This window comes from Pseudomonas laurylsulfativorans (assembly GCF_002906155.1).
Classification (GTDB): domain Bacteria; phylum Pseudomonadota; class Gammaproteobacteria; order Pseudomonadales; family Pseudomonadaceae; genus Aquipseudomonas; species Aquipseudomonas laurylsulfativorans.
This window is the reverse complement of sequence record NZ_MUJK01000012.1, coordinates 114590-135846: the sequence shown is the minus strand read 5'-3', so window position 1 is coordinate 135846 and position 21257 is coordinate 114590. Positions and strand designations below refer to the sequence as shown.

16 protein-coding genes are annotated in these 21257 nt (G+C 60.8%); 1 reads left to right on the top strand and 15 read right to left on the bottom strand.

The genetic code is table 11. The features are described 5' to 3' along the window. Positions 1 to 92: 92 nt before the first annotated feature. The 15 genes from B0D71_RS26495 to glnE form a co-directional block, all read right to left on the bottom strand. The gene (locus tag B0D71_RS26495) at positions 93 to 977 is read right to left on the bottom strand and encodes a glycosyltransferase (RefSeq protein ID WP_103397347.1); all 885 of its coding nucleotides are present in this window, start codon (positions 975 to 977) and stop codon (positions 93 to 95) included. Beyond that, the gene (locus tag B0D71_RS26490; protein ID WP_103397346.1) at positions 974 to 2128 is read right to left on the bottom strand and encodes a glycosyltransferase family 4 protein; all 1155 of its coding nucleotides are present in this window, start codon (positions 2126 to 2128) and stop codon (positions 974 to 976) included. The genes B0D71_RS26495 and B0D71_RS26490 overlap by 4 nt, the downstream gene beginning before the upstream one ends. Further along, positions 2125 to 3567, bottom strand: coding sequence for a PIG-L deacetylase family protein (locus B0D71_RS26485; RefSeq protein WP_103397345.1), 1443 nt, complete (start codon positions 3565 to 3567; stop codon positions 2125 to 2127). Before B0D71_RS26485 ends, B0D71_RS26490 begins: the two co-directional genes overlap by 4 nt. Before the next feature lie 8 nt (positions 3568 to 3575). Next, positions 3576 to 4472, bottom strand: coding sequence for an antimicrobial resistance protein Mig-14 (locus B0D71_RS26480; RefSeq protein ID WP_103397344.1), 897 nt, complete (start codon positions 4470 to 4472; stop codon positions 3576 to 3578). Continuing rightward, positions 4472 to 5602, bottom strand: coding sequence for a glycosyltransferase (locus B0D71_RS26475; RefSeq protein ID WP_103397343.1), 1131 nt, complete (start codon positions 5600 to 5602; stop codon positions 4472 to 4474). The genes B0D71_RS26480 and B0D71_RS26475 overlap by 1 nt, the downstream gene beginning before the upstream one ends. Further along, on the bottom strand, positions 5586 to 7343 hold the full coding sequence (locus B0D71_RS26470; RefSeq protein ID WP_103397342.1) for a carbamoyltransferase family protein: 1758 nt from the start codon (positions 7341 to 7343) through the stop codon (positions 5586 to 5588). The genes B0D71_RS26475 and B0D71_RS26470 overlap by 17 nt, the downstream gene beginning before the upstream one ends. A 166-nt stretch (positions 7344 to 7509) precedes the next feature. Next, a complete protein-coding gene (locus B0D71_RS26465; RefSeq protein WP_103397341.1) occupies positions 7510 to 7845 on the bottom strand; it encodes a YceK/YidQ family lipoprotein in 336 nt (111 codons plus the stop codon). 227 nt (positions 7846 to 8072) lie between these two features. Further along, a complete protein-coding gene (locus B0D71_RS26460; protein ID WP_103397340.1) occupies positions 8073 to 9527 on the bottom strand; it encodes a lipopolysaccharide kinase InaA family protein in 1455 nt (484 codons plus the stop codon). Then, positions 9527 to 10279: a lipopolysaccharide kinase InaA family protein gene (locus B0D71_RS26455; RefSeq protein ID WP_103397339.1), complete on the bottom strand. Its 753-nt coding sequence runs from the start codon at positions 10277 to 10279 to the stop codon at positions 9527 to 9529. Before B0D71_RS26455 ends, B0D71_RS26460 begins: the two co-directional genes overlap by 1 nt. Next, positions 10276 to 11010, bottom strand: coding sequence for a lipopolysaccharide kinase InaA family protein (locus B0D71_RS26450; RefSeq protein WP_103397338.1), 735 nt, complete (start codon positions 11008 to 11010; stop codon positions 10276 to 10278). The genes B0D71_RS26455 and B0D71_RS26450 overlap by 4 nt, the downstream gene beginning before the upstream one ends. Beyond that, a complete protein-coding gene (rfaP, locus tag B0D71_RS26445) occupies positions 11010 to 11816 on the bottom strand; it encodes a lipopolysaccharide core heptose(I) kinase RfaP (protein WP_103397337.1) in 807 nt (268 codons plus the stop codon). Before rfaP ends, B0D71_RS26450 begins: the two co-directional genes overlap by 1 nt. Then, complete coding sequence (locus tag B0D71_RS26440) at positions 11817 to 12938, bottom strand: glycosyltransferase family 4 protein (RefSeq protein ID WP_103397336.1); 1122 nt, start codon at positions 12936 to 12938, stop codon at positions 11817 to 11819. Next, the gene (waaC, locus tag B0D71_RS26435) at positions 12938 to 13999 is read right to left on the bottom strand and encodes a lipopolysaccharide heptosyltransferase I (protein WP_103397335.1); all 1062 of its coding nucleotides are present in this window, start codon (positions 13997 to 13999) and stop codon (positions 12938 to 12940) included. The genes B0D71_RS26440 and waaC overlap by 1 nt, the downstream gene beginning before the upstream one ends. Before the next feature lies 1 nt (position 14000). Next, positions 14001 to 15035 (bottom strand): lipopolysaccharide heptosyltransferase II, encoded by a 1035-nt coding sequence (gene waaF / locus B0D71_RS26430; RefSeq protein ID WP_103397334.1) that lies wholly within the window; start codon positions 15033 to 15035, stop codon positions 14001 to 14003. 243 nt (positions 15036 to 15278) lie between these two features. Continuing rightward, entirely contained in the window at positions 15279 to 18218 is a 2940-nt protein-coding gene (gene glnE / locus B0D71_RS26425; RefSeq protein WP_103397333.1) for a bifunctional [glutamate--ammonia ligase]-adenylyl-L-tyrosine phosphorylase/[glutamate--ammonia-ligase] adenylyltransferase, read from the bottom strand. A gap of 383 nt (positions 18219 to 18601) precedes the next feature. Between glnE and aceE the strand changes: the two genes are divergently transcribed. After that, complete coding sequence (gene aceE, locus B0D71_RS26420) at positions 18602 to 21247, top strand: pyruvate dehydrogenase (acetyl-transferring), homodimeric type (RefSeq protein WP_103397332.1); 2646 nt, start codon at positions 18602 to 18604, stop codon at positions 21245 to 21247. The last annotated feature ends 10 nt before the right edge of the window (positions 21248 to 21257 follow it).

The following is a 21257-nucleotide window of genomic DNA, read 5'->3' as shown; positions in this document are numbered from 1 at the left end:
GTCGGGATTCGCGCTATCGCGGCTGTTTCGGCTCTACCCGCATTTGCTGCATGGTTTCGCGTCTCCCCGCACCCTTGAATCCAGCCGTTGGCTCAGTCTTTCTCCAGCGGTGAGAAATACATCCGGCCCAGCCCACGCCAGGTTTTCTTGTTCCAGGCCTTGAACGGAATCTGCGCCAGCAACTCACGCGCCAGCTTGCGATCACGGTTGGCGGTCTTGAGGAACATGGAGTTGAGAAACTTGTAGCGCACCTCGTCATACAGCGGGTGATCGCTGAAGAGCGCGTAGGTACGCAGGATGCTGTCGATCATGAAGCGGTGGTTCTTGTAGGAGTTGGTGGCGTGCTTGCGATAGCGCGCCATCAGCACATTCAGACCATCGATGAAGTAGCCGGCATGGGTTACCTTCAACTCGATCAGCAAGTCTTCCAGGCGAATGGTCGGGTCGAAACCGCCCACCTTCTCCAGCGCTTCGCGACGGATCATCAGGGTCGGTGCCGGAGGATAGGGCTTGCGCTCCAGGAACATGTCATCGAAGTCCAGGCGACGGAACGGCACATCCCGGCGCTGGCGCTTCTCGGGGTAGAGATTGCCGTCGGCATCGATCAGTTCGATGTTACCGGCGCAGATTCCGACCTCGGGCTTGCCGTCCATATGCGCGACCTGGGTGGCAATTCGCTCTGGCAACATGATGTCATCCGAACCGAACGGCACGATCAGACTGCCCTTTGCCCGGGCAATCGCACCATTGAGGGTATTGGTCAGCCCCTGGTTTTCCTGAACCCGGAAGTCGAAACCATGGATGGCCTGCAACGCCTTGATCCGCTCGACGCTGTCATCCTTCGAGCCATCGTCGATCACCAGCAACTCAATGTTCTGATAGGTCTGGTTGAGGACGCTGAGAATGCTTTCCTCGATGTAAGGGGCGTGGTTGTACGACGCGATAATGACCGTGACGATGGGTTGCGCGTCGTTCATGGTTGTTCCTTGCGGGCCTGTTCCAGGCCGGAGTCGATCAGATTGAGGTATTCGCGACGGAACTCCTCGATGTCATGGTGTTGTTGCAGATAACGGAAGGCCTGCTCGCCCTTGGCCTTGAGCTCGTCATCCGACAGCCCGAGGTAAGTGTCCAGCGCAGCCTGCAGCGTCGGCACATCCTTTGGCGTAATCGCCAGACCACCGGCCCCTTCGATGAGCGGCAACATGGCCGGCACGTTCGAGGCAATCACCGGCAAATGCCCGCTCATGCCTTCAAGCAGCGCCAGCCCGAGACCTTCGGCCAGGGATGGCATGGTCCAGATATCGAAAGCGCGAATGTACTGCAGGGCAATTTCCTTGAACCCCAGCAAATGGGCGCGACCGCTGAGGCCGAGGCGGTCGATTTCCGCCGCCAGGCGCGACTCTTCGCGGCCGGCACCAATGATCGCCAGCTGGGTATTGGGGTATTTGTCCTTGAGTGCGGCAAAGGCCTGCAGCAAATAGATATGGCCCTTGACTGGGACCAGTCTCCCTAACGCACCGATCAGCCGTACCGACGGATCGATGCCCAGCATTTCACGGGCCTTTTCACGACTGTGTTGCAGACTTTCAGCTTGCTCGATGTCGATGGCGTTGGTGATGGCGTAGGTATTCTGGTCAGTGAAGCCGCAGTCACAGTCCAACAGATACTGTTTCACCGCTGGCGACACACCGACGAAGCGCCAGTGACGATCGATCAGGCGCTGGGTCTGGCGGCGCCGGTAAAAACGGTCGTACTCGCCAAAGCCGTGGGAAATGCCGATGCACAACGGCACTTTCAACCAGCGGTTGAGGGCCAGCATCATGTTCACCGGCTTGAAGCGATTGCAGATCACCACATCAAACTTTTCCCGACGGCAGAACTTGTACAGCTGCCACATCGCCCGCAGGCGCATGCCCTTGAGGGACTTGTCGGAAAACTCGAAATACACCGAACGGTCGGCTCGGCTCACCGCTTCGCCCGGCCCGGGTTGGCCGCGCAAAAACGCGGCGGTCACTTCATAGCGATCACTGGGCAGGGCCTTGACGATCTGCTCCGCGAGGTCGGCGAAATCATGGGCTTTGACGTTGTAGTCAGGCTGCAGTTGCAGGACCTTTGACCGCTGACTCATAACTCTCCCCGCTGAGAAACATTGCCTGGTGTGTGCTTGAGGGACCACAAAAGCTCGTGGCGCCGGACTGCCTTGCGAAAGAATTCGTTCTCGCCATAGGTTGGCGGTAACCGGCCGGCCAACATCCGTTGAATCAGCCGACGCAAGCGGCGCTTGAACGGCATCGCCGGTTGCAGGTCGTGCATCATGCCCAACGCCATGGCCTTGTCTCGCTGTTGCTCCAGCGGCATAGGCAGGCAGTAAGGCTGCATCGGTTGGGCCGAATCAAAGGCCGGCGGCAAGGCAATGCCATCGCCGGTATCGCCCATCGGCCAACGATCGTTGTCGTGCAAGTGGTTGGCATAGCCCAATAGCGTGGTCGGTTGCCAGTCCAGGCCCTGCAAGGCCTCGAGGACTGCCGCCTGCGCACAGATATGATCGGGATGCGGATCCAGGGTCGGATGCGGCAGGACGATGACTTCGGGCCTGGCCCGCAGCAACAGCTCACGCAGATCCGCCAGCAGATTGTTCCAGGTCGGCGCGCCATCGGCATCGCTGGGCAGTGCGAAAGGATTCAACTGGCGGAACAACCGGGTATCACTCATATCCGCTTCCCGCGAACCCGCCGGTACGCCAGGCGCGGCCTGCATGTTCGCCAGTTGCAGGCAGAAGTAACCCAGCTGCACGCAGTGAGCCTCGGGTACACCGGCCCAACGCGGCACGGCAATACTGTCCCAGGTGCGCAGACGGCCTTTCAAGCGAGCCGCATCAGCCTTGTTCAGGCCCATTTGCTGATAGTGTTCGGCTTCGATTTCACCGGCGGTCAACGTGACGATCCAGGTGTCGTCGGCCTGACTGTACAAACCATAGGCCGCCAGTTCGGCGTCGTCGGCATGAGGCGCGATGACCATCACCCGCTGACGCCGGTAATCCGGATGCTCGAACGCCCACAGCACCGGCTCGCCGAGCACGCGGCAGAAGCGCCCGCGCAAGCGCAGGTCACCGCGGGACAACGCCTGAGCCTGACCGCTGAGATTGAGGTAACGCAGGCCGTTTACGCCCCGTTCAAAGGTTTGTCGGTCAGGGTTTTCGCCGCCCGCCAACTCGACCAGCGGATCGATAAATCGTCCCAGCCAGGTGCTTTTTACCCGCAGGGCCAACACCAGCGTCGCGTCGTCGACCAGCATCACGCCTTCGTCCAAGCGCAAGTGTTCACCGCGCAGGTGCACCTTGGGCTGTGGTGTGTACGGGGGAAAGCTGTACTGGTAATCGTCTTTCGGTGAGTAGAACAGATGGTCGGCAAACCAGGCCTCGTGGGCAATCCAGCCGAGAACCGCCAGCACCAGCGGCAACCACCAGGCCACCAGCACACCCATGACGATCAACAGCACCAGCACAATCAACAGGCCGATGCGTTTATTGCGCCGATGGCGCTTGAGCAGTTGCTGTTTGCGGCTCATGGGTTGGCTCATACGGTGAAGACCGGCACAGGATTGCACCAGCGATCCTTGTATTCACGGTCGGCGCGACCGAAGGAAAAGCGCAACGGTTTATCCTGCGCCCGGGCGTGCTCCCAGGCGCTTTGCGTATTGAGGAAACTCAACACACTGCCAGGGCTGAACTCGCGAGTCTCGGGATCGACCCCGCCGTTGATGTACTCGACGCTGATCCACTGCGGGGTTTCGACGCGGTACACCAATTGAATCGCAATCGGCGCATCGTTGAGGAAAATCACCGAACCGATCAGCAACTCGCGCAGCAACTCGATGACGTCGGCCATGCGTTCGGCCCCCGTCGCCGGGAAACCCCAGCGGCGCTGGAACAGGTCGCAGTAAATCGCCGCCAGCTCCGCACTGGAAAAATCGGATACCGGTCGCACCACGCCACCGGCCTCTTCGAGCAAGCGCAACTCGCGGCGCTGGTTATAGCGAAACTTTTTCGACAGTTCTTCGGGTGTGCGAGCCATGGCCAGTTGTTCGGTTTGCAACCTGATGCCAGTGAAACGGCCTTCGTTCAATGCCGATAGATACCGCGCGCGATGGCGCAAAGGCACTTGGGCATCGGCAGCGGCGGGCAGGATGATCTCGGCATTGCCCAGGTCGAAAAGGCCTTTCTTGCCGCGACGCTTGAGCACGTCCTTGGACAAAGCCAGGTCGCGGCCCCAGGTCGGGATCGCCGCCTTGACCTCGTCACCCTGCACCCAGGCCAGGTAACGCACCGGGATGTCGGCCAGTCTGGCCAGCCGTTCGACCACCGTCGGATGAGTCGCGACGCTGCCGCCATATCGCTGCCAGGTTTCGGCGTAAGTCGAAGCGTCGACTACCGCCCAGCCACGCTCGCGCCAGCCTTGAAATCGGTTGAGCATCAGCCCCTCTGTGCCAGTTCGGTAACGTGTGGCAAGTGCCAGAAAGCATCGCGCACCGCGCGATCGGAGAAGCGTTCGCGCAAGCGCTCGAGCATCAACTCGGCACACTGGCGGCGTTGCTGATCATCCATGCCAGCCAGGTGTTGCAGCCCCTGGGCCAGACGCCCGGAATCGCCCAACGGGAACAGGATGCCCACGCCTTCGACCACTTCCTTCGCTCCGCCGCACGCCGTGGCGAGCAAGGGTACGCCGGCGGCCATGGCCTCGAGCAGCACCATGCCGAACGGTTCGTGATCGGAGCTCAGGGCGAATACATCAAAGGCCCGGAAGTAGTTGCGCGCATCCGGTACCTGGCCGAGGAACAGCACCCGGTCACCGATCCCCAGTTCGCGGGCTTGAGCCTTGAGGTTTTCCTCCAGGCGTCCTTTACCGAGAATCACCAATTGGCTGTTGGCCGGCAACCCCGGCAACGCCTCGGCGAAACCCTGCAACAGCGTAGCCTGGTCCTTGTCCGGATGCAGCCGTCCGACGTTGCCGACGATCCAGGCATCCGCCGCCAACCCGAGGGTTTCCCGGGCCTCGAGAGCCGACACCTGGGTCGCCTGCAAGGCGTCCACGTCGATACGGTTGTACAAGGTTTGAATTCGCGAAGCCGGCCACTTCGGCAGGCAATGGCGCATGTCGTCGCGCACCGCGTCGGACACGCCGAGCAAACTCAAGCGCTTGCGGAAAATATGCGCAAAGAGTTTGCGACTGCCGCGCTTGTAGTCTTCAAACCCGTGATGCACGCCAATGACCGGCAACGACGTACCGAGCAAGGCGATATAGATGGGTTTGAAGCGGTGAGCGATGCAGAAACTGAAGTTGCGCGACGCGGCGATCTTGCGCAGATCGCCGATGGCTCCCAGCTTCAGGCCGCGAATGGCCTTGGAGCTGTACTCCATGAACAGCACTTCGTCCGAAGCGCAGCCCGCGGCAACCTCAGCATCGGCAACCCCGGTGAGAAACACCGTGGTCACGCGATAACCGGTCCCCGCGAACAGGCTGGCGTACTGCCGTGCGCAGTCCAGGAACGGCCCGTCATAGCCGTGGCAGAACTGCAACACATGGCGTTCAGCCGAACGTGTCATAGGCGTTTGCGCCCTCTTTGACCACCAGGATGTCTTCCATGATCAGATACTGTAGATCCGAACCGAAGAACATGTTCAGCGCATCGGTCGGCGAGCAGATCATCGGTTCGCCGCGACGGTTGAGCGAGGTGTTGAGCGACACACCGTTACCGGTGAGCACTTCCAGCGCCTTCATCATGTCGTAGTAGCGCGGGTTGTATTCGCGCTTGAGCACCTGGGCGCGGGAAGTGCCGTCTTCGTGGACGACTTCCGGCACGCGGGTTTTCCATTCTTCCGCCACTTCGAAAGTGAAGGTCATGAACGGCGCCGGGTGATCGATCTTGATCATCTGCGGAGCGACGGTGTCGAGCATCGACGGGCAGAAAGGCCTCCAGCGCTCGCGGAACTTGATCTGGTGGTTGATGCGATCGGCCACGCCGGGAATGCTCGGGCAACCGATGATCGAACGACCGCCCAGCGCACGCGGACCGAACTCCATGCGGCCCTGGAACCAGGCAACCGGGTTGCCGTCGACCATGATCTTGGCGATCTGCTCCGGCATGTTGTCGAGCTTGCGCCAGGTTGGCTTGTTCTCGTGACGGGCGCAGGCCGCGATCACGTCCTCGTTGCTGTACGACGGGCCGAGGTAGACGTGTTCCATCTTCTCGACCGGTACGCCACGCGCGTGAGACACATAGGCAGCAGCGCCGACGGCGGTGCCGGCATCACCGGACGCAGGCTGTACGAACAGCTCCTTGACGTCGTCGCGGGCAATGATTTTCTGGTTGAGCTTGACGTTCAGCGCACAGCCACCGGCGTAGGCCAACTTGCCGGTTTGCTTGAGCACGTCACCCAGGTAGTAGTCGATCATCTGCAGCGCAATTTTTTCGAACAGCGCTTGAATGCTCGCGGCGTAGTGGATGTACGGCTCGTCGGCGATGTCGCCTTCGCGCTTCGGACCCAGCCACTCGATCAGCTTCGGCGAAAAGTAGTAACCCTTGCCCTTCTCTTTGTAGCGACGCAGGCCGATGACGTTGGCGTAGTCGGTGTTAATCACCAGCTCGCCGTTTTCGAACGAAGCCAGGCGCGAGAAATCGTATTTGCTGGCGTCGCCGTACGGCGCCATGCCCATGACCTTGAACTCACCGTCGAGCATGTCGAAACCGAGGAACTCGGTGATTGCGCCGTAAAGGCCACCGAGGGAGTCCGGATCGAAGAATTCCTTGATCTTGTGGATCTTGCCGTTCTCGCCATAACCAAAGAAGGTCGTGGCGTACTCGCCCTTGCCGTCGATGCCCAGGATCGCGGTTTTCTCTTTGAAACCGGAGCAGTGGTAAGCGCTGGAGGCGTGGGCCAGGTGGTGCTCAACCGGCTCGATCTTGATCTTCTTCGGATCAAAACCCAATTGCTCCAGGCACCAGACGATCTTGTTGCGATAGCGCTTGTAGCGACGGTTGCCCATCAGGATCGCGTCGAGGGCGCGGTCCGGGGCGTACCAGTAACGCTTGGCGTACTGCCAGCGGGCCTTGCCGAACAGGCTGATCGGAGCGAACGGGATCGCTACCACATCGACATCGGATGGCTTGATGCCAGCCTGTTCCAGGCAGAATTTCGCCGATTCGTAGGGCATGCGGTTCTTTGCATGTTTATCGCGTACGAAGCGCTCTTCCTCAGCCGCCGCGACCAGCTTGCCGTCGATGTACAGGGCTGCGGAAGGATCATGGCTAAGGGCGCCGGACAGGCCAAGAATCGTCAATGCCACAGGGGTCTAGCCTCTTTAGTCTGCATGCAGGCGCAAGCGCCTCAAAAATTAATGTGCCCTCGCAATGGGCGAGAGACAGCTAAAGGGCGGGATTATAGCGTAAAAGCAGCGGCTAGCCTCTAGCTACAAGCGGCAAGCAACCACGGTGGTGACCTTGCGATTACTTTTAACTGCGCGAGGGCCGCCAGTAGACAAGGATGTTGCCGTCCATGCTTTGCCGGTAAATCGTGTAGGGCAAGGCGGCGGTGTCCAGTGCGCCGGACAGGGCCAGGTCGAGCAAAATGAGCGGTACGAGGACACCCGTGGGATCGGGCGGTGCGTTCAATACGCAGAAGTCGTAAGCAAGACCGCTATAGATCCGGGGAATGGACTGGCAGTAGGTCTTTTGCCTGCGCAGCCCTTGAGCAGCTTCAGCTTCATCCTGCAGAACCGTAGCGGCAGTCCCGCAGCCCATTAGAGACACACATAAAACACCCACTGAAACCGCCATTTTGATCGTCACAGCCTGCCCTCCGAGAACGTCAGGCAAGCTAGCATCGGGGCGATTTCGGCCACAGTTCATGGCTTCCCAAGATCGCGTAGGACGGTTCACAAGAACTTGTCTGGTTTCTCGGTTGGCCTTGCGGGCCTCTTCGCGAGCAGGCTCGCTCCCACATTTGGACTGAGGTGTTCACAGGTCTTGCGCTCACCACCAATCCTTGTGGGAGCGAGCCTGCTCGCAAAAAGGATTCAGCCAGCGCTGGAAATAATATCCTTGGGCAAACGCTGATCAATCACCTGATAAAGGGCACTGCCTTCAGGCCAGTTGCGCATAAACCGCGCGCGATCCCTGGCGTACGCCGGGGCGAAACTGCCGAGGGAGCCGTGCTGGCACATCGAGTCGAGGTCGATCAACGCCCAGCGATCCTGCTGCCAGAACAGGTTATGACCCTTGAAGTCGCCATGACTGACGCGCTCACGAATCAGTTCGGCAAACAGATGATCCAGCGCCGCCAGTTCGGACTCCGGTGCATCACCGCTTTCAATATATGGCGCAAAACGCTCAATGATGTCCGGCCCCGGCAGGTACTCGGTGATCAAGTAGGCACGGCTGCGCAGCCACAAAAAACGCGTCTCGAGCAACGCCAGCGGCTTGGGCGTGGCAATCCCGAGGAACGCCAGGCGATTGCCTTCGCGCCATGAATGCCAGGCCCGGCTCGGACGCCAGAAGCGCTTGAGCCAATGGGCAAAACCCTTGATGTTGTAGCGCTTGATGACCAGCGTGCGACCATCCACCTCGACCTTGCCGACGCTCGCCGCACCACCGGTCTTGTACAGATGCCCCTGGTCGAGCAAGGCATCGGCCTGCTCCAGCACCGGCAACATGGCGGCCTCTTCCTCGCGACGAATCGCCTGCAAGCCGAAGGCTCCGCGCTGCACGCTGAACAGCGTGCATTCGCGGCCGACCTTGATCAGATAGTCCTTGAGGCGCCAGCTGCGGACCTTGTCGATCTGCTTCTGCAACGCTTCCATGGGCAGGGCGTGCTCGCCGTTGCTGAGCAGGTAATACACCAGCAACTCTTCGATGAAGGGCTCAAGCGATTTGGGCAACTGGGCGAAAAACACCCCGAGGTTTTCCAGGACCTTCTGCCGCGACAGCGGCTGCCCCGGCGTTTCGGAGCAAATCCCGGCGCCGTCGATCAAGTACAGACGACCACGTTGACGCAGCAGGTTGTCCAGATGCAGGTCTTCCTGCCACAGGCCCTTGCGATGCATCTGACCGATGGCGCCCAACGCCTCGGCCAGCACCGCCCCTTGTCCATCGGACAATACGGGCTGCTGCTCAACCTGTTTCCAGGTTTCACCCAGGCTTTCGGCGCCCTCCAGGAACTCGAACAGGAGCCAGCCACCCTCGCCTTCCTTCAGCCCATCGGCCAACAGCTGCGGCGTGGTCAGCCCCTGAGCAGAGAGCAGGCGCACGCCGTCCAGTTCACGCTGAAAATGCCGCGCGGCCTTGCTGCCGACCAGCAACTTGGCCAACACCGGCCGCCCACGCCAGACGCCGGCACCGACATAACGCTGCCCCGGCAACACCCGCAACAGGCTTAGCAGTTGCAGATCGGCGGGGCCGGCGGCGTCGGCCAGCGATACACTCAGCGGCAAAACCGGATTGCGGCCAGCGGCTTTCAGTTCAGACAAACGCATCAGCGCGGCCCCTTCTGGCTGCGCCGCGCCGTCAACCGCTGCAGCCAGCTGTCGATCAGCGAGCTGTCCTGCGGTTGATCCAGATAGGCGGCCAGCAATTGCCGCAGTTGCGACTCGCCCCACTCGGGCGCGCGACGCGTCAGCGGTTCCAGGTCCTTGATTCGATCACGCTGCCCGTACAGCAGCGGCCGGGTCTTTTCCAGATCGATCAACTGCGCCTGATAGCCGTTGCCGGTGGCGCGCATGAAAATGTGCTTGGGATAGAAGCACCCGTGCACCTGGCGCGCAGCGTGCAGTTGCCGGGCCAGTTCGCCACTGGCCTTGAGGATCTCCGAGTGCTGCTCGGGGCTCAATTGAGCCCAGCGCTGCAACAGCGAGTCGAGGTCGTCCCAACCATCCAGGGCACGGGTCAGCAGGATCGCACGGACTTCGCCATTGACCTTGCGCTCCCCGTAGAACACCGCCTCCAGCGCCGGAATGCCCATCTTCCGGTAACGGGAGATGTTGCGAAACTCACGCGCGAAGCTCGGCTCGCCGAAGGGTGCGCGTAACGTGCGGGTCAGGTAGTTGCTTTGACGCTTGAGGTAGTAGCCATGACCTTCCAGATCCAGCCGAAACACACTGCTCCAGCCGCCGCGACCGGTGTTGGGTTCGTCCACCGCATCGAGCTGCTTGGCCCAGAGCGCCTCGAACGTGCCGAGGCCATGGCGCTCAAGCAGCGCACGGTCCTCAGCGGCCAGGAAATCAGTCATTCGCGTCCCTCGAAAAATCTCACCACGTGCCGGATGCGTTTTTTATCCGCGGCGTTAAGCCGGGTCCGGTTGCGGTATTGCAGGTAAAAGCGCAGGCGCTGGGTAGCCGACAGTTGATACTTGGCAACCTTGTCCAGGCACGCCAGATCCTTGGTAATGCGGTACTTGAGCCAGAAACCGCGCCAAAAATCACCGTTGGGGCAATCGATCAAAAACAGGCGAGCCTCATCGTCGATCAACAGATTGCGCCACTTCAGATCATTATGGGTGAAGCGGTGGTCGTGCATGGTCCGGGTGTACTGCGCCAACTGACGACTGACGGCATCGACCCAGGCGCGATCCGACAATTTCGGATCGTGTCGCTCGGCCAGTGCCGACAAGTCTTCGGTGCGCGGCAGTTCCCGGGTAATCATCGCGCCGCGAGCGTAAGCCGCACCGCGCCGCTCCAGCCCCCAGGCCACCACTTCGGCGGTGGGAATGCCCCACTTGGCAAAGCGCTTGAGGTTCTGCCACTCCATCTTCACCCGAGGCTTGCCGAGATAACGGCGCAAGCCTTTTCCGGCGCCCACGTAGCGTTTGACGTAATAGTTGACGCCATTGCGCTGCACACGAATGACCTCCGACAGCAGGTCCTTGGTCAAACGCTCGCCTTGCAGCGCAAACACGGCCTCAAGGCTGCCGAAGTCATCGGCCAGTTCGCTGTAGGCCGGCTCCAGTTTCCAACCCGACATCAGAGCGCATCCCCGTATCGCTGTTTACGCTCGTAGAGCTTGTTGGCCTTGCCATCGAGCCAGCTCAACAGCCCGGCCTCTTCGCTCAAGATCTGCCGCAACGGTTGCTGGAAGTAGCCCTTGAGAAAACGCAATTTGTCGCGGCGGGTCAGGCCGATGTCCAGCGCGGAAAAATACAGCGCGGCCAGATCCTTGTTGCGCCAGCGCGAGGTAATAGCCGGGCGGGTCTGGGCGCGGTGCAGGTCGATCACCGAGAGCTTGAAGTCATCAAAGGTCACCGGTTTGTCGGTGTGCAGCAGGAAATGGCAGATGTAGCAGTCGCGGTGGTTGACCCCGGCGCGGTGCATCATGCCGGTCATGCGTGCGACCTCGGCGATCAGCGCGCGCTTGAGTTTTGGCTCGGGCGCCTGCTTGGTCCAGTTAATGCTGAAGTCTTCGAGGCTGACGGTGGGCGCCAACTCTTCGGTGACGATGAACGAGTGCTGGTCGGCCGGGTTGCTGCCCTTCTCGCCGTACGCGACGGCGGTCATGGTCGGCACGCCGGCTTCCTGCAGGCGCTGAATCGCCTTCCACTCCTGGCCCGCGCCGAGTACCGGCAATTTGGCGGTGAGCAGGTTCTTGAAGATTTCGCCCCAGCCGATGCCGCGGTGGATTTTCACGAAAAATCCGTTGCCGTCGACTTCCGTGCGCAATGTCCGGCGTGCTTCCAGCTCGCGGTACACCTCGCCCTTAAGCCCCTCGACTTCGGCGAACGGGTCGCGTCCGGCCCAAAGGCTCTTGAACGGTTCAGCCAGCATCAACTTCATTTAAGCGTGCTCCGCCAGAATCACATCGGCCGCGTGCTGCGGCATGCTGTAGAGGTCGGCCGTCTCGGCGAAGGCCAGACCATTGCGGCTCCAGGCCGCCCTTGCTTGAGCGTCGTTCAACATGCCGGTCAGGTATTGCGTCAGTTGCGCCTGATCGAACGGTTCGTCCAGCACCAGGCCAGCGTCGGCCTCGGCAATGTAATGGGCGTAACCGCACACCGCGCTCACCAGCACCGGCAAACCGGCCACCAGTGCTTCGAGCAGCACGGTACCGGTATTTTCGTTGTACGCAGGGTGGATCAACAGATCGGCACCCAACAGGAAACGCGGGATATCGCTGCGCCCCTTGAGGAACGTGACGTTGTCGCCAAGCCCCAATGTTGCGCTCTGCATCTGGAATAACTTGGGGTCATCCTGGCCAATTACAAACAGTCGGGTGCGTTTCCTCAACTCGGCAGGCAATGCCGCGAGCGCCTTGAGGCTGCGGTCCACGCCCTTGGTCTTGAACCCGGAGCCGATCTGCACCAGCAGCAGTTCGTCGTCCTTGAGATCGAATTCCGCGCGGAACCCGGCGCGAATGTCATCGGCATCGGCCGGTCGGCGACGGTCTTGGGCGATACCCGGTGGCAGCAAGTGGAAACGCTCCAGCGGCGTGTCGTAATGCTTGATGAACAGCGGCTGCTGGACTTCGGAAATCATCAGCACTTCGGTCTTGGCGTCCTTTGCGAACACCGCTCGCTCGTACTCGGCGAAGTGGCGATAGCGGCCCCAGCGGCGGTACAGCGAGTTGCGCAGGTTCTGCGCCTTGTCTTCGAAGCAGCCGTCGGCGGCGTAGTAGACGTCCAGGCCCGGCATCTTGTTGAAACCGATCAGACGGTCGACCGGGCGCTTGGCCAGGTCCGCCTCCATCCATTCACTAAGCTTTTCGTTGCGGCGATGGTTAAAGAATGCCTTGACCGGCGCCACCAGCACTTCGAAACCCGGCGGCACGTCGCCTTCCCAGATCAGCGTGTAGACGCGAATCTGATGACCGCGCTTCTGGCACTCCAGAGCGATTCGCATGAAATCGCGCTGCAAGCCGCCAAACGGAAAATATTTGTACAGGACAAATGCCAATTGCATCAGCGCAGCTCCTCAGCCATTAACAACGTGCTCAGTCGGCTGGCGACACGCTCAGGGTTCAGACGCGTGAAGCACAATGGCCACTCGCGCTTCAGGTCAAATTGACGGGCATCGTCGGCCGTCGGTTGATAGGTGCATTTCTTTTGCAGGCACGGCGCACAAGGGAAGTCGCTGGCCAGGTGAATCTGCACCTTGCCATAGGCACCGGTCAGGCCCGGATTGGTCGGGCCGAACAGCGACAGCGTCGGCACATCCAGCGCGGCGGCCAAATGGCCCAGACCGGTGTCCACCGCCACGCAGGCCTGGGCGCCGGCCAGCACCTTGCCGACTCCGGCCAGGTTCAGTTTTGGCAGAACTTCGGCGTGTTTGAATCCTGCGGCGATGCGCTCGGCGCGGACCTTTTCCACGGCATTGCCCCATGGCAGTTTCACACCAACGCCAAGATAGCCAACCCGCTCGGTCAGCTCGCGCCAGTAGGCTTCGGGCCAGTGCTTGGTGTCCCAGGTGGTCCCGTGCAGAAACACCACGTACGGGTTCTTGCGCGGCAGCTCCACCAGACGCTCGACGCTCAAGCCGTAGTCGCCCAGCCCCTTGGGCAAGTCATAGCCCAGCGCGATGGCGAACAACTGACGCACTCGCTCCACCGCATGCTGCCCACGGGCAACGGCCAGACGTCGATCGTAAAAGCGCGCAGCGATGGGCTCGCGCGCCGAGTTTTTATCGAGGCCAGCCACCGGAGCCTTGACGTAACGGGTCAGCCAGGCGCTTTTCAACAAGCCCTGGGCGTCGATCACCAAGTCATATTGGGTGGAGCGCACACTTTGCTTGAAGCGCTTCCACTCACCGCTCTTGATGGTCTGCCAGATGTTTTTTCGCCAGCGACGGATCGCCACCGGAATCACCTTGCCCACCGCCGGATGCCAGGTCGGGATCTCGGCAAAGCCTTCTTCCACCACCCAGTCGAATTTGATGCCGGGAATCGCCCGCGCCGCGTCGGTCAACGCCGGCAACGCGTGAATGACGTCGCCCAGCGAAGATGTCTTGATCAACAGAACCCGCAAGCTATTTGACCTCGACCACAGTGCCTTGCAACCGCTGCAAGGCTTCGTTCACCGCCTGCGGCATGAGCTGGCGCAGGCAGTTGTAATGACCGAAACGGCAGGTGCGGTCGAAGCACGGACTGCACTCGATGCCCAGGCGTACGATTTCCACATGCTCGGCCAACGGTGGCGTGAAACCCGGCGAAGTTGAACCGTAGACCGCGACCAGCGGACGATTCAGCGCGGCGGCGACGTGCATCAGGCCGGAGTCGTTGGACACCACAGAATCGGCACAGGACAGCAGGTCAATGGCTTCGGCCAGGGAGGTGCCGCCGCTGAGGTTGACAGACTCTTCACGCAGGCCGGGAATCAGCCGCGCGCGGATGTCTTCACCCACGGCGTGGTCGTTTTTCGAACCGAACAGCCAGACTTGCCAGCCTTCGCGGATCTTCGCTTCGGCGACCTTGGCGTAATGCTCGGACGGCCAGCGCTTGGACTCGCCAAACTCGGCGCCGGGGCACAGGGCCAACACGGGACGGTCGAGGGTCAGGCCGAACTTCGCCAGCGCCGCTTCACGGGTTACCGGGTCGATCTGTAGCGTCGGACGCGGATAGGGTTTTGGCAACTCGACGCCCGGCTCGTAAGCCAGGGCCATGAAGCGCTCGATCATCAGCGGATAACGATCTTTATCCAGCGTGCGCACGTCATTGAGCAAGCCATAGCGGAATTCGCCACGCCAGCCCGTGCGCTTCGGGATACCGGCAAAGAACGGCACCAGCGCCGACTTCAGGGAATTGGGCAACAGGATCGCCTGGTCGTACTGGCCAGTCAGGGATTTACCGATGCGCCGACGCGTCGCCAGTTCCAGGACACCGTGACCGAGCGGAAAGCTCAAGGCCTGGCGAACTTCGGGCATGCGCTCAAGAATCGGCCGGCTCCACTCGGGGGCCAGCACGTCGATTTCGCATTGCGGGTGGCGTTGTTTCAGACACTGGAAAAGTGTCTGCGCCATCACCATGTCACCGACCCAACTGGGCCCAACGATCAGAATTTTCATGTGGTTTCCATAAACGAACCGGGGAGGCCTACGCCTCCCCGCCTCGAGAATTCTACAAAACACCGTAGATCTACCGTGGGAGCGAGCTTGTGGCGAGGGGGCTTGCCCCCGTTGGGCTGCAAAGCAGCCCCAAAAACTCTGATGTACCAAAGATCTTGTGAGTGCTACGCACTCAAACGGGGGCAAGCCCCCTCGCCACAGGCTCGCTCCTACAGGGAATATTGGCGTATCGAATATCCCGTTTCAGCCTAGCCCCAGCTCACGCCAGATCCGCATGACCTGCCGCCGTTCGTCCGCGAACTGGTCAGCCGGTATCACCCCCGGGTTCTTCTGCAGAGCCTGCCGGTGGGCGGCGGAGCGGTAAGCTTTATACGCTTCACGCAACAGGCCGGCATCTTCGACGGGCATCAGCCCTTCATGCTCCAGCTCTTCCAGAATGCGGATGTTGTCCGTCCAGCGCAGCAATGGCGGGTGTGTTTCGGACCACGCCAGGGCCGCGTATTGCACCATAAATTCAATATCGACGATACCTCCGGCGTCCTGCTTGATATCGAACGGCGCCGTGGCTTCGAAGGCATTTGCCCCGGTGCCGGCCGCCGTGCTCTTGCTGCCGAGGTTATCGCGCATCTTGGCGCGCATCTCGCTGACCTCTTGGCGCAGGGTCGGCAGATCTCGCGTCTTGCCCAATATCGCGGCACGGACTTTCTCGAAGGCCTGGCCGACATCCTGACTGCCCACCAGCACTCGCGCCCGCACCAGCGCCTGGTGTTCCCAGGTCCAGGCTTCGTTCTCCTGATAACGGGCAAACGCCCCCAGGGAACTCACCAGCAACCCCGACGCACCGGACGGCCGCAGACGCATGTCCACTTCATACAACTGCCCGGAGTTGGTCTGTGCCGTCAGCAAGTGAATGATCCGTTGCCCCAGACGAGTGAAAAACTGCGCGCCATCGATGGGCTTCGGTCCATCGGTCTCAGCCTGCGGATCGCCGTCGTGGATGAACACCAGGTCCAGGTCCGAACCATGCCCGAGTTCCAGGCCGCCGACTTTCCCATAACCGACAATGATGAAGCCGGGATCGCACAAGGTGCCATCGGTGCGCAGCGGCGTACCGTACTTGGCCACGGTCTGGCGCCAGGCCAGTGCCAGCACCTGTTCAAGAATCGCTTCGGCGAGCCAGGTCAGGTAGTCGCTGACTTTCATCAGCGGCAGGCTGCCGGCGATTTCCGATGCGGCTACTCGCAAGCGATGCGCCAGCTTGAAGTGGCGCAGGGCTTCCATTTGCTGTTCGAGGTCGTCCTCGGGAATCCGCGTCAGGCGTTCGCGCAGTTCGGCGGCCAATTCAGGCGCCAGTGGCGGTTTGAACAGCCGGCCTTCGTTGAGCAATTCGTCGAGCAGCAGCGGAAAACGGGTGATTTGCTCGGCAATCCACGGGCTCGCCGCGCACAGCGTCAGCAAACGCCGCAGCGCACCGGGGTTCTCGGTCAACAGCACCAGGTACGCGGAACGACGGGCCACGGCTTCAACCAGCGGCAGCACTCGTTCCAACACCAGATCCGGATTGGCATGCTCCACGGCCTGCGCGAGCAAACGCGGTATGAACGCATCGAGACGTTCGCGCCCCAGTCGCTGCATCGCCCTCAATTGCGGGCTGCTGCGCAAGCCGGCCAAGGCATTCAAGGCCTTGGGGGCATCCTTGAAACCACCCTCTTCCAGTTGGCGGCAGGCGGCCTCATCGTCCTGAGCCTCTTCCCACAGCGGCAGCCACTCACCGCCGACCACCACCTCACTTTCGGCGCCCTGCTCTTCGTCGGGATCGGCGATCACCTGCCCGAAGTGCCAGGCCACGCGCCCACGCCAATACATCAGTTGTTCGTGGAAAGCGGTCCAGTTGGCGAAACCCAGCATAAAGGCAATGCGCGCCTGATCCTGCTCGCCATCGGGCAACATTTGCGTCTGGCGATCGGCAATCGCCTGAATCGCGTGTTCGGTGTAACGCAGGAATTCGTAACCTTCACGCAACTCGCTGATCACAGCGGGCGGCAGGTAACCTTGGCCTTCCAGTGTGCTCAGCACCTTTAATAGTGGGCGCTGCTGCAAGCTCAAATCGCGGCCGCCGTGAATCAACTGGAACGCCTGGGCAATAAACTCGACCTCGCGAATACCGCCGGAACCCAGCTTGATGTTGTCGGCCATGCCCTTGCGCCGCACTTCCTGCTGGATCAACTGCTTCATGGTGCGCAGCGCTTCGATGGCCGAGAAGTCCAGGTAACGCCGGTAAACGAACGGTCGCAGCATGTCTTGCAGTTGCGCGCCGGCCACTTGATCGCCGGCCACCACCCGCGACTTGATCATCGCGTAGCGTTCCCAGTCGCGCCCCTGATCCTGGTAATACTGCTCCAGTGCATTGAAGCTCAGCACCAGGGCACCCGCCGAACCGTAGGGACGCAAGCGCATGTCTACGCGGAATACAAAGCCGTCGACGGTCATCGGGTCCAGGGCCTTGATCAGACGCTGGCCCAGACGAATGAAGAACTCCTGGTTATCCAGCGCGCGCTTCACACCGACGGTTTCGCCGCCCTCGGGGTAGGCAAAAATCAGGTCGATGTCCGAGGACAGGTTCAGCTCTACGGCACCGAGCTTGCCCATGCCGAGAATGACCATCTGCTGCGGCTCGCCGCTGCGCCGGCCGGTCGGCACGCCGAACTGCTGACAATGCCGCACGTACAACCACTGATAGGCCTGATCGATGCTGGCATCGGCCATGTCCGAGAGGTCGCGGCAGGTCTGGACGAGGTCGGCCTGGCGGGCCAGGTCGCGCCAGATGATCCGCACCTGGTGGCGCGCACGTTGACGACGCAAGGCGCGGCCGAGTTGATCTTCAGTCTCGGCCACACTCACGGCGGTCGCGATCTGAGCGCACAACTCACCGGAAGCGAAGCTGCGGTCCAGTTCGCCGGACTGCACCAACTCCAGCAACATCAAAGGGTCACGAACACACTGTTCAATCACGAAATCGCTGGCGGCGGTGACGCGGGCAAATTGTGCCCAGCGTTCCGGCGTCCAGGCAGACAGCCCGTGGTCATCGTCCAGGGAGGCGACGGCAGCCCGGAACGACTGCTCGGCGCGGGTGACCAACGGCAGGAGAATGGCGGGCAGTTCAGCAAGCGAAGGGAGGCTCATGGTCTATCCTTGATCGGCGTACAAACGACTGCATGTAGTGGTTTTCGAAAACCCACTACCTGAGGGAGTGTCGAACAAAAGTTAGAAATAGCTGAAATTTCTTTTATTTTGGCAGCCAGCATCAAGCTTTTACCTTTTGTAGTTGGAAAAAGACCAACCTTAACGATTATTCTCACAACGCAGCCGGGGGCCACAAGCCGCTCATCTGTAGTTTTACTACTCGTATATACATTAGACGGGCTGAAATGCCGGAAGATTTGTAGTAAAACTACACGCCGCCGGAACAACCTGTCGGCAATCCAAGAATTCATAACGTCTGCCCACAAGGCCAGTCGCTAACTCAGGCAACCGATTCTGGTAGCCTTTCCGCCCTGGAGCAAGCCATGCAAGACCTCGATCCCGTCGAAACCCAGGAATGGCTGGACGCCCTGGAATCGGTTCTCGACAAAGAAGGCGAAGACCGTGCTCACTATCTGATGACCCGTATGGGTGAACTCGCGACCCGCAGCGGTTCGCAGTTGCCTTACGCCATCACCACGCCTTACCGCAACACGATCCCCGTTACCCACGAAGCACGCATGCCTGGCGACCTGTTCATGGAACGCCGCATTCGCTCGTTGGTACGCTGGAACGCGATGGCCATGGTAATGCGTACGAACCTGAAAGATTCTGACCTCGGCGGTCACATCTCCAGCTTCGCTTCCAGTGCGACCCTGTATGACATCGGCTTCAACTACTTCTTCCAGGCCCCGACCGACGAACACGGCGGCGACCTGATCTACTTCCAGGGCCACACCTCGCCAGGCGTTTACGCCCGCGCGTTCATGGAAGGCCGCATCACCGAAGACCAGATGAACAACTTCCGCCAGGAAGTCGACGGTCAGGGCCTGTCGTCCTACCCGCACCCTTGGCTGATGCCTGACTTCTGGCAGTTCCCGACCGTATCGATGGGTCTGGGCCCGATCCAGGCGATCTACCAGGCACGCTTCATGAAGTACCTGGAACACCGTGGCTTCATCCAGCCAGGCAAACAGAAAGTCTGGTGCTTCCTGGGCGACGGCGAGTGCGACGAGCCGGAATCCCTGGGCGCGATCTCCCTGGCCGGCCGCGAGAAGCTGGACAACCTGATCTTCGTCATCAACTGCAACCTGCAGCGCCTCGACGGCCCGGTTCGCGGCAATGGCAAGATCATCCAGGAACTCGAAGGCGTGTTCCGCGGTGCCCAGTGGAACGTGACCAAAGTCATCTGGGGCCGTTTCTGGGACCCACTGCTGGCCAAGGACGTCGACGGCATCCTGCAACGCCGCATGGACGAAGTCATCGACGGCGAGTACCAGAACTACAAAGCCAAAGACGGCGCGTTCGTGCGTGAACACTTCTTCAACACGCCAGAACTCAAGGCGATGGTTGAAGACCTGTCCGACGACGAGATCTGGAAACTCAACCGTGGCGGCCACGACCCGTACAAGGTCTACGCGGCGTACCACGAAGCGGTCAACCACAAAGAACAACCGACCGTTATCCTGGCCAAGACCATCAAGGGTTATGGCACCGGTGCCGGCGAAGCGAAAAACACCGCGCACAACACCAAGAAGGTCGATGTCGAAAGCCTGAAGTTGTTCCGCGATCGTTTCGACATCCCGGTCAAAGACGACGAACTCGAAAACCTGCCGTTCTTCAAACCGGAAGAAGGCAGCGCCGAAGCCCGTTACCTGAGCGAGCGCCGTACCGCACTGGGCGGTTTCGTACCACAGCGCCGCGCGCAAAGCTTCAACATTCCGACCCCGCCACTGGACACCCTCAAGGCGATCCTGGACGGCTCGGGCGACCGTGAAATCTCCACCACCATGGCCTTCGTGCGGATCCTCGCGCAACTGGTCAAGGACAAGGAAATCGGCCCGCGCATCGTACCGATCATCCCGGACGAAGCCCGTACCTTCGGTATGGAAGGCATGTTCCGTCAGTTGGGCATCTACTCCTCCGTCGGCCAGCTCTACGAGCCAGTCGATAAAGACCAGGTGATGTTCTACAAGGAAGACCAGAAGGGCCAGATCCTCGAAGAAGGCATTAACGAAGCAGGCGCCATGAGCTCCTTCATCGCTGCCGGTACTTCGTACTCCAGCCACAACCAGCCGATGCTGCCGTTCTACATCTTCTACTCGATGTTCGGCTTCCAGCGTATCGGCGACCTGGCCTGGGCCGCTGGCGACAGCCGCACCCGTGGCTTCCTGATCGGCGGCACCGCCGGCCGTACCACCCTGAACGGTGAAGGCCTGCAACACGAAGACGGTCACAGCCACCTGCTGGCTGCCACCATCCCGAACTGCCGCACCTACGATCCGACCTACGGCTACGAGCTGGCGGTGATCATTCAGGACGGCATGAAGAAGATGACCGAAGAGCAACAGGACGTCTTCTACTACATCACCGTGATGAACGAGTCGTACCAGCAGCCAGCCATGCCGGCCGGTGCCGAAGAAGGCATCAAGAAAGGCATGTACCTGCTCGAAGAAGACAACCGCGAAGCGGCGCACCACGTTCAGCTGATGGGCTCCGGCACCATCCTGCGTGAAGTCCGTGAAGCAGCGAAGATCCTGCGTGAAGAGTTCAACGTCGGCGCCGACGTGTGGAGCGTTACCAGCTTCAACGAACTGCGTCGCGACGGCCTGGCCGTTGAACGCACCAACCGCCTGCACCCGGGCCAGAAGCCTAAGCTGAGCTATGTGGAAGAGTGCCTGAACGGCCGTAAAGGTCCGGTCATCGCGTCTACCGACTACATGAAGCTGTTCGCCGAACAGATCCGTCAGTGGGTACCGTCCAAGGAATTCAAAGTCCTGGGCACCGACGGCTTCGGTCGCAGCGACAGCCGCAAGAAACTGCGTCATTTCTTCGAAGTTGACCGTCATTTCGTGGTGTTGGCAGCCCTGGAAGCACTGGCTGACCGTGGTGACATCGAACCTAAAGTGGTGGCCGAGGCCATCGTCAAGTTCGGTATCAACCCGGAAAAACGCAACCCACTGGACTGCTGAGGAGAGATTC

What these genes read in the sequence shown, in the direction of transcription:
- B0D71_RS26440 (WP_103397336.1), bottom strand. Translation starts at nt 12,938, where the DNA reads ATGCAATTGGCATTTGTCCTGTACAAATATTTTCCGTTTGGCGGCTTG.
- B0D71_RS26485 (WP_103397345.1), bottom strand. Translation starts at nt 3,567, where the DNA reads ATGAGCCGCAAACAGCAACTGCTCAAGCGCCATCGGCGCAATAAACGC.
- B0D71_RS26495 (WP_103397347.1), bottom strand. Translation starts at nt 977, where the DNA reads ATGAACGACGCGCAACCCATCGTCACGGTCATTATCGCGTCGTACAAC.
- B0D71_RS26480 (WP_103397344.1), bottom strand. Translation starts at nt 4,472, where the DNA reads ATGCTCAACCGATTTCAAGGCTGGCGCGAGCGTGGCTGGGCGGTAGTC.
- waaF (WP_103397334.1), bottom strand. Translation starts at nt 15,035, where the DNA reads ATGAAAATTCTGATCGTTGGGCCCAGTTGGGTCGGTGACATGGTGATG.
- aceE (WP_103397332.1), top strand. Translation starts at nt 18,602, where the DNA reads ATGCAAGACCTCGATCCCGTCGAAACCCAGGAATGGCTGGACGCCCTG.
- glnE (WP_103397333.1), bottom strand. Translation starts at nt 18,218, where the DNA reads ATGAGCCTCCCTTCGCTTGCTGAACTGCCCGCCATTCTCCTGCCGTTG.
- rfaP (WP_103397337.1), bottom strand. Translation starts at nt 11,816, where the DNA reads ATGAAGTTGATGCTGGCTGAACCGTTCAAGAGCCTTTGGGCCGGACGC.
- B0D71_RS26460 (WP_103397340.1), bottom strand. Translation starts at nt 9,527, where the DNA reads ATGCGTTTGTCTGAACTGAAAGCCGCTGGCCGCAATCCGGTTTTGCCG.
- B0D71_RS26475 (WP_103397343.1), bottom strand. Translation starts at nt 5,602, where the DNA reads ATGACACGTTCGGCTGAACGCCATGTGTTGCAGTTCTGCCACGGCTAT.
- B0D71_RS26455 (WP_103397339.1), bottom strand. Translation starts at nt 10,279, where the DNA reads ATGACTGATTTCCTGGCCGCTGAGGACCGTGCGCTGCTTGAGCGCCAT.
- B0D71_RS26450 (WP_103397338.1), bottom strand. Translation starts at nt 11,010, where the DNA reads ATGTCGGGTTGGAAACTGGAGCCGGCCTACAGCGAACTGGCCGATGAC.
- B0D71_RS26490 (WP_103397346.1), bottom strand. Translation starts at nt 2,128, where the DNA reads ATGAGTCAGCGGTCAAAGGTCCTGCAACTGCAGCCTGACTACAACGTC.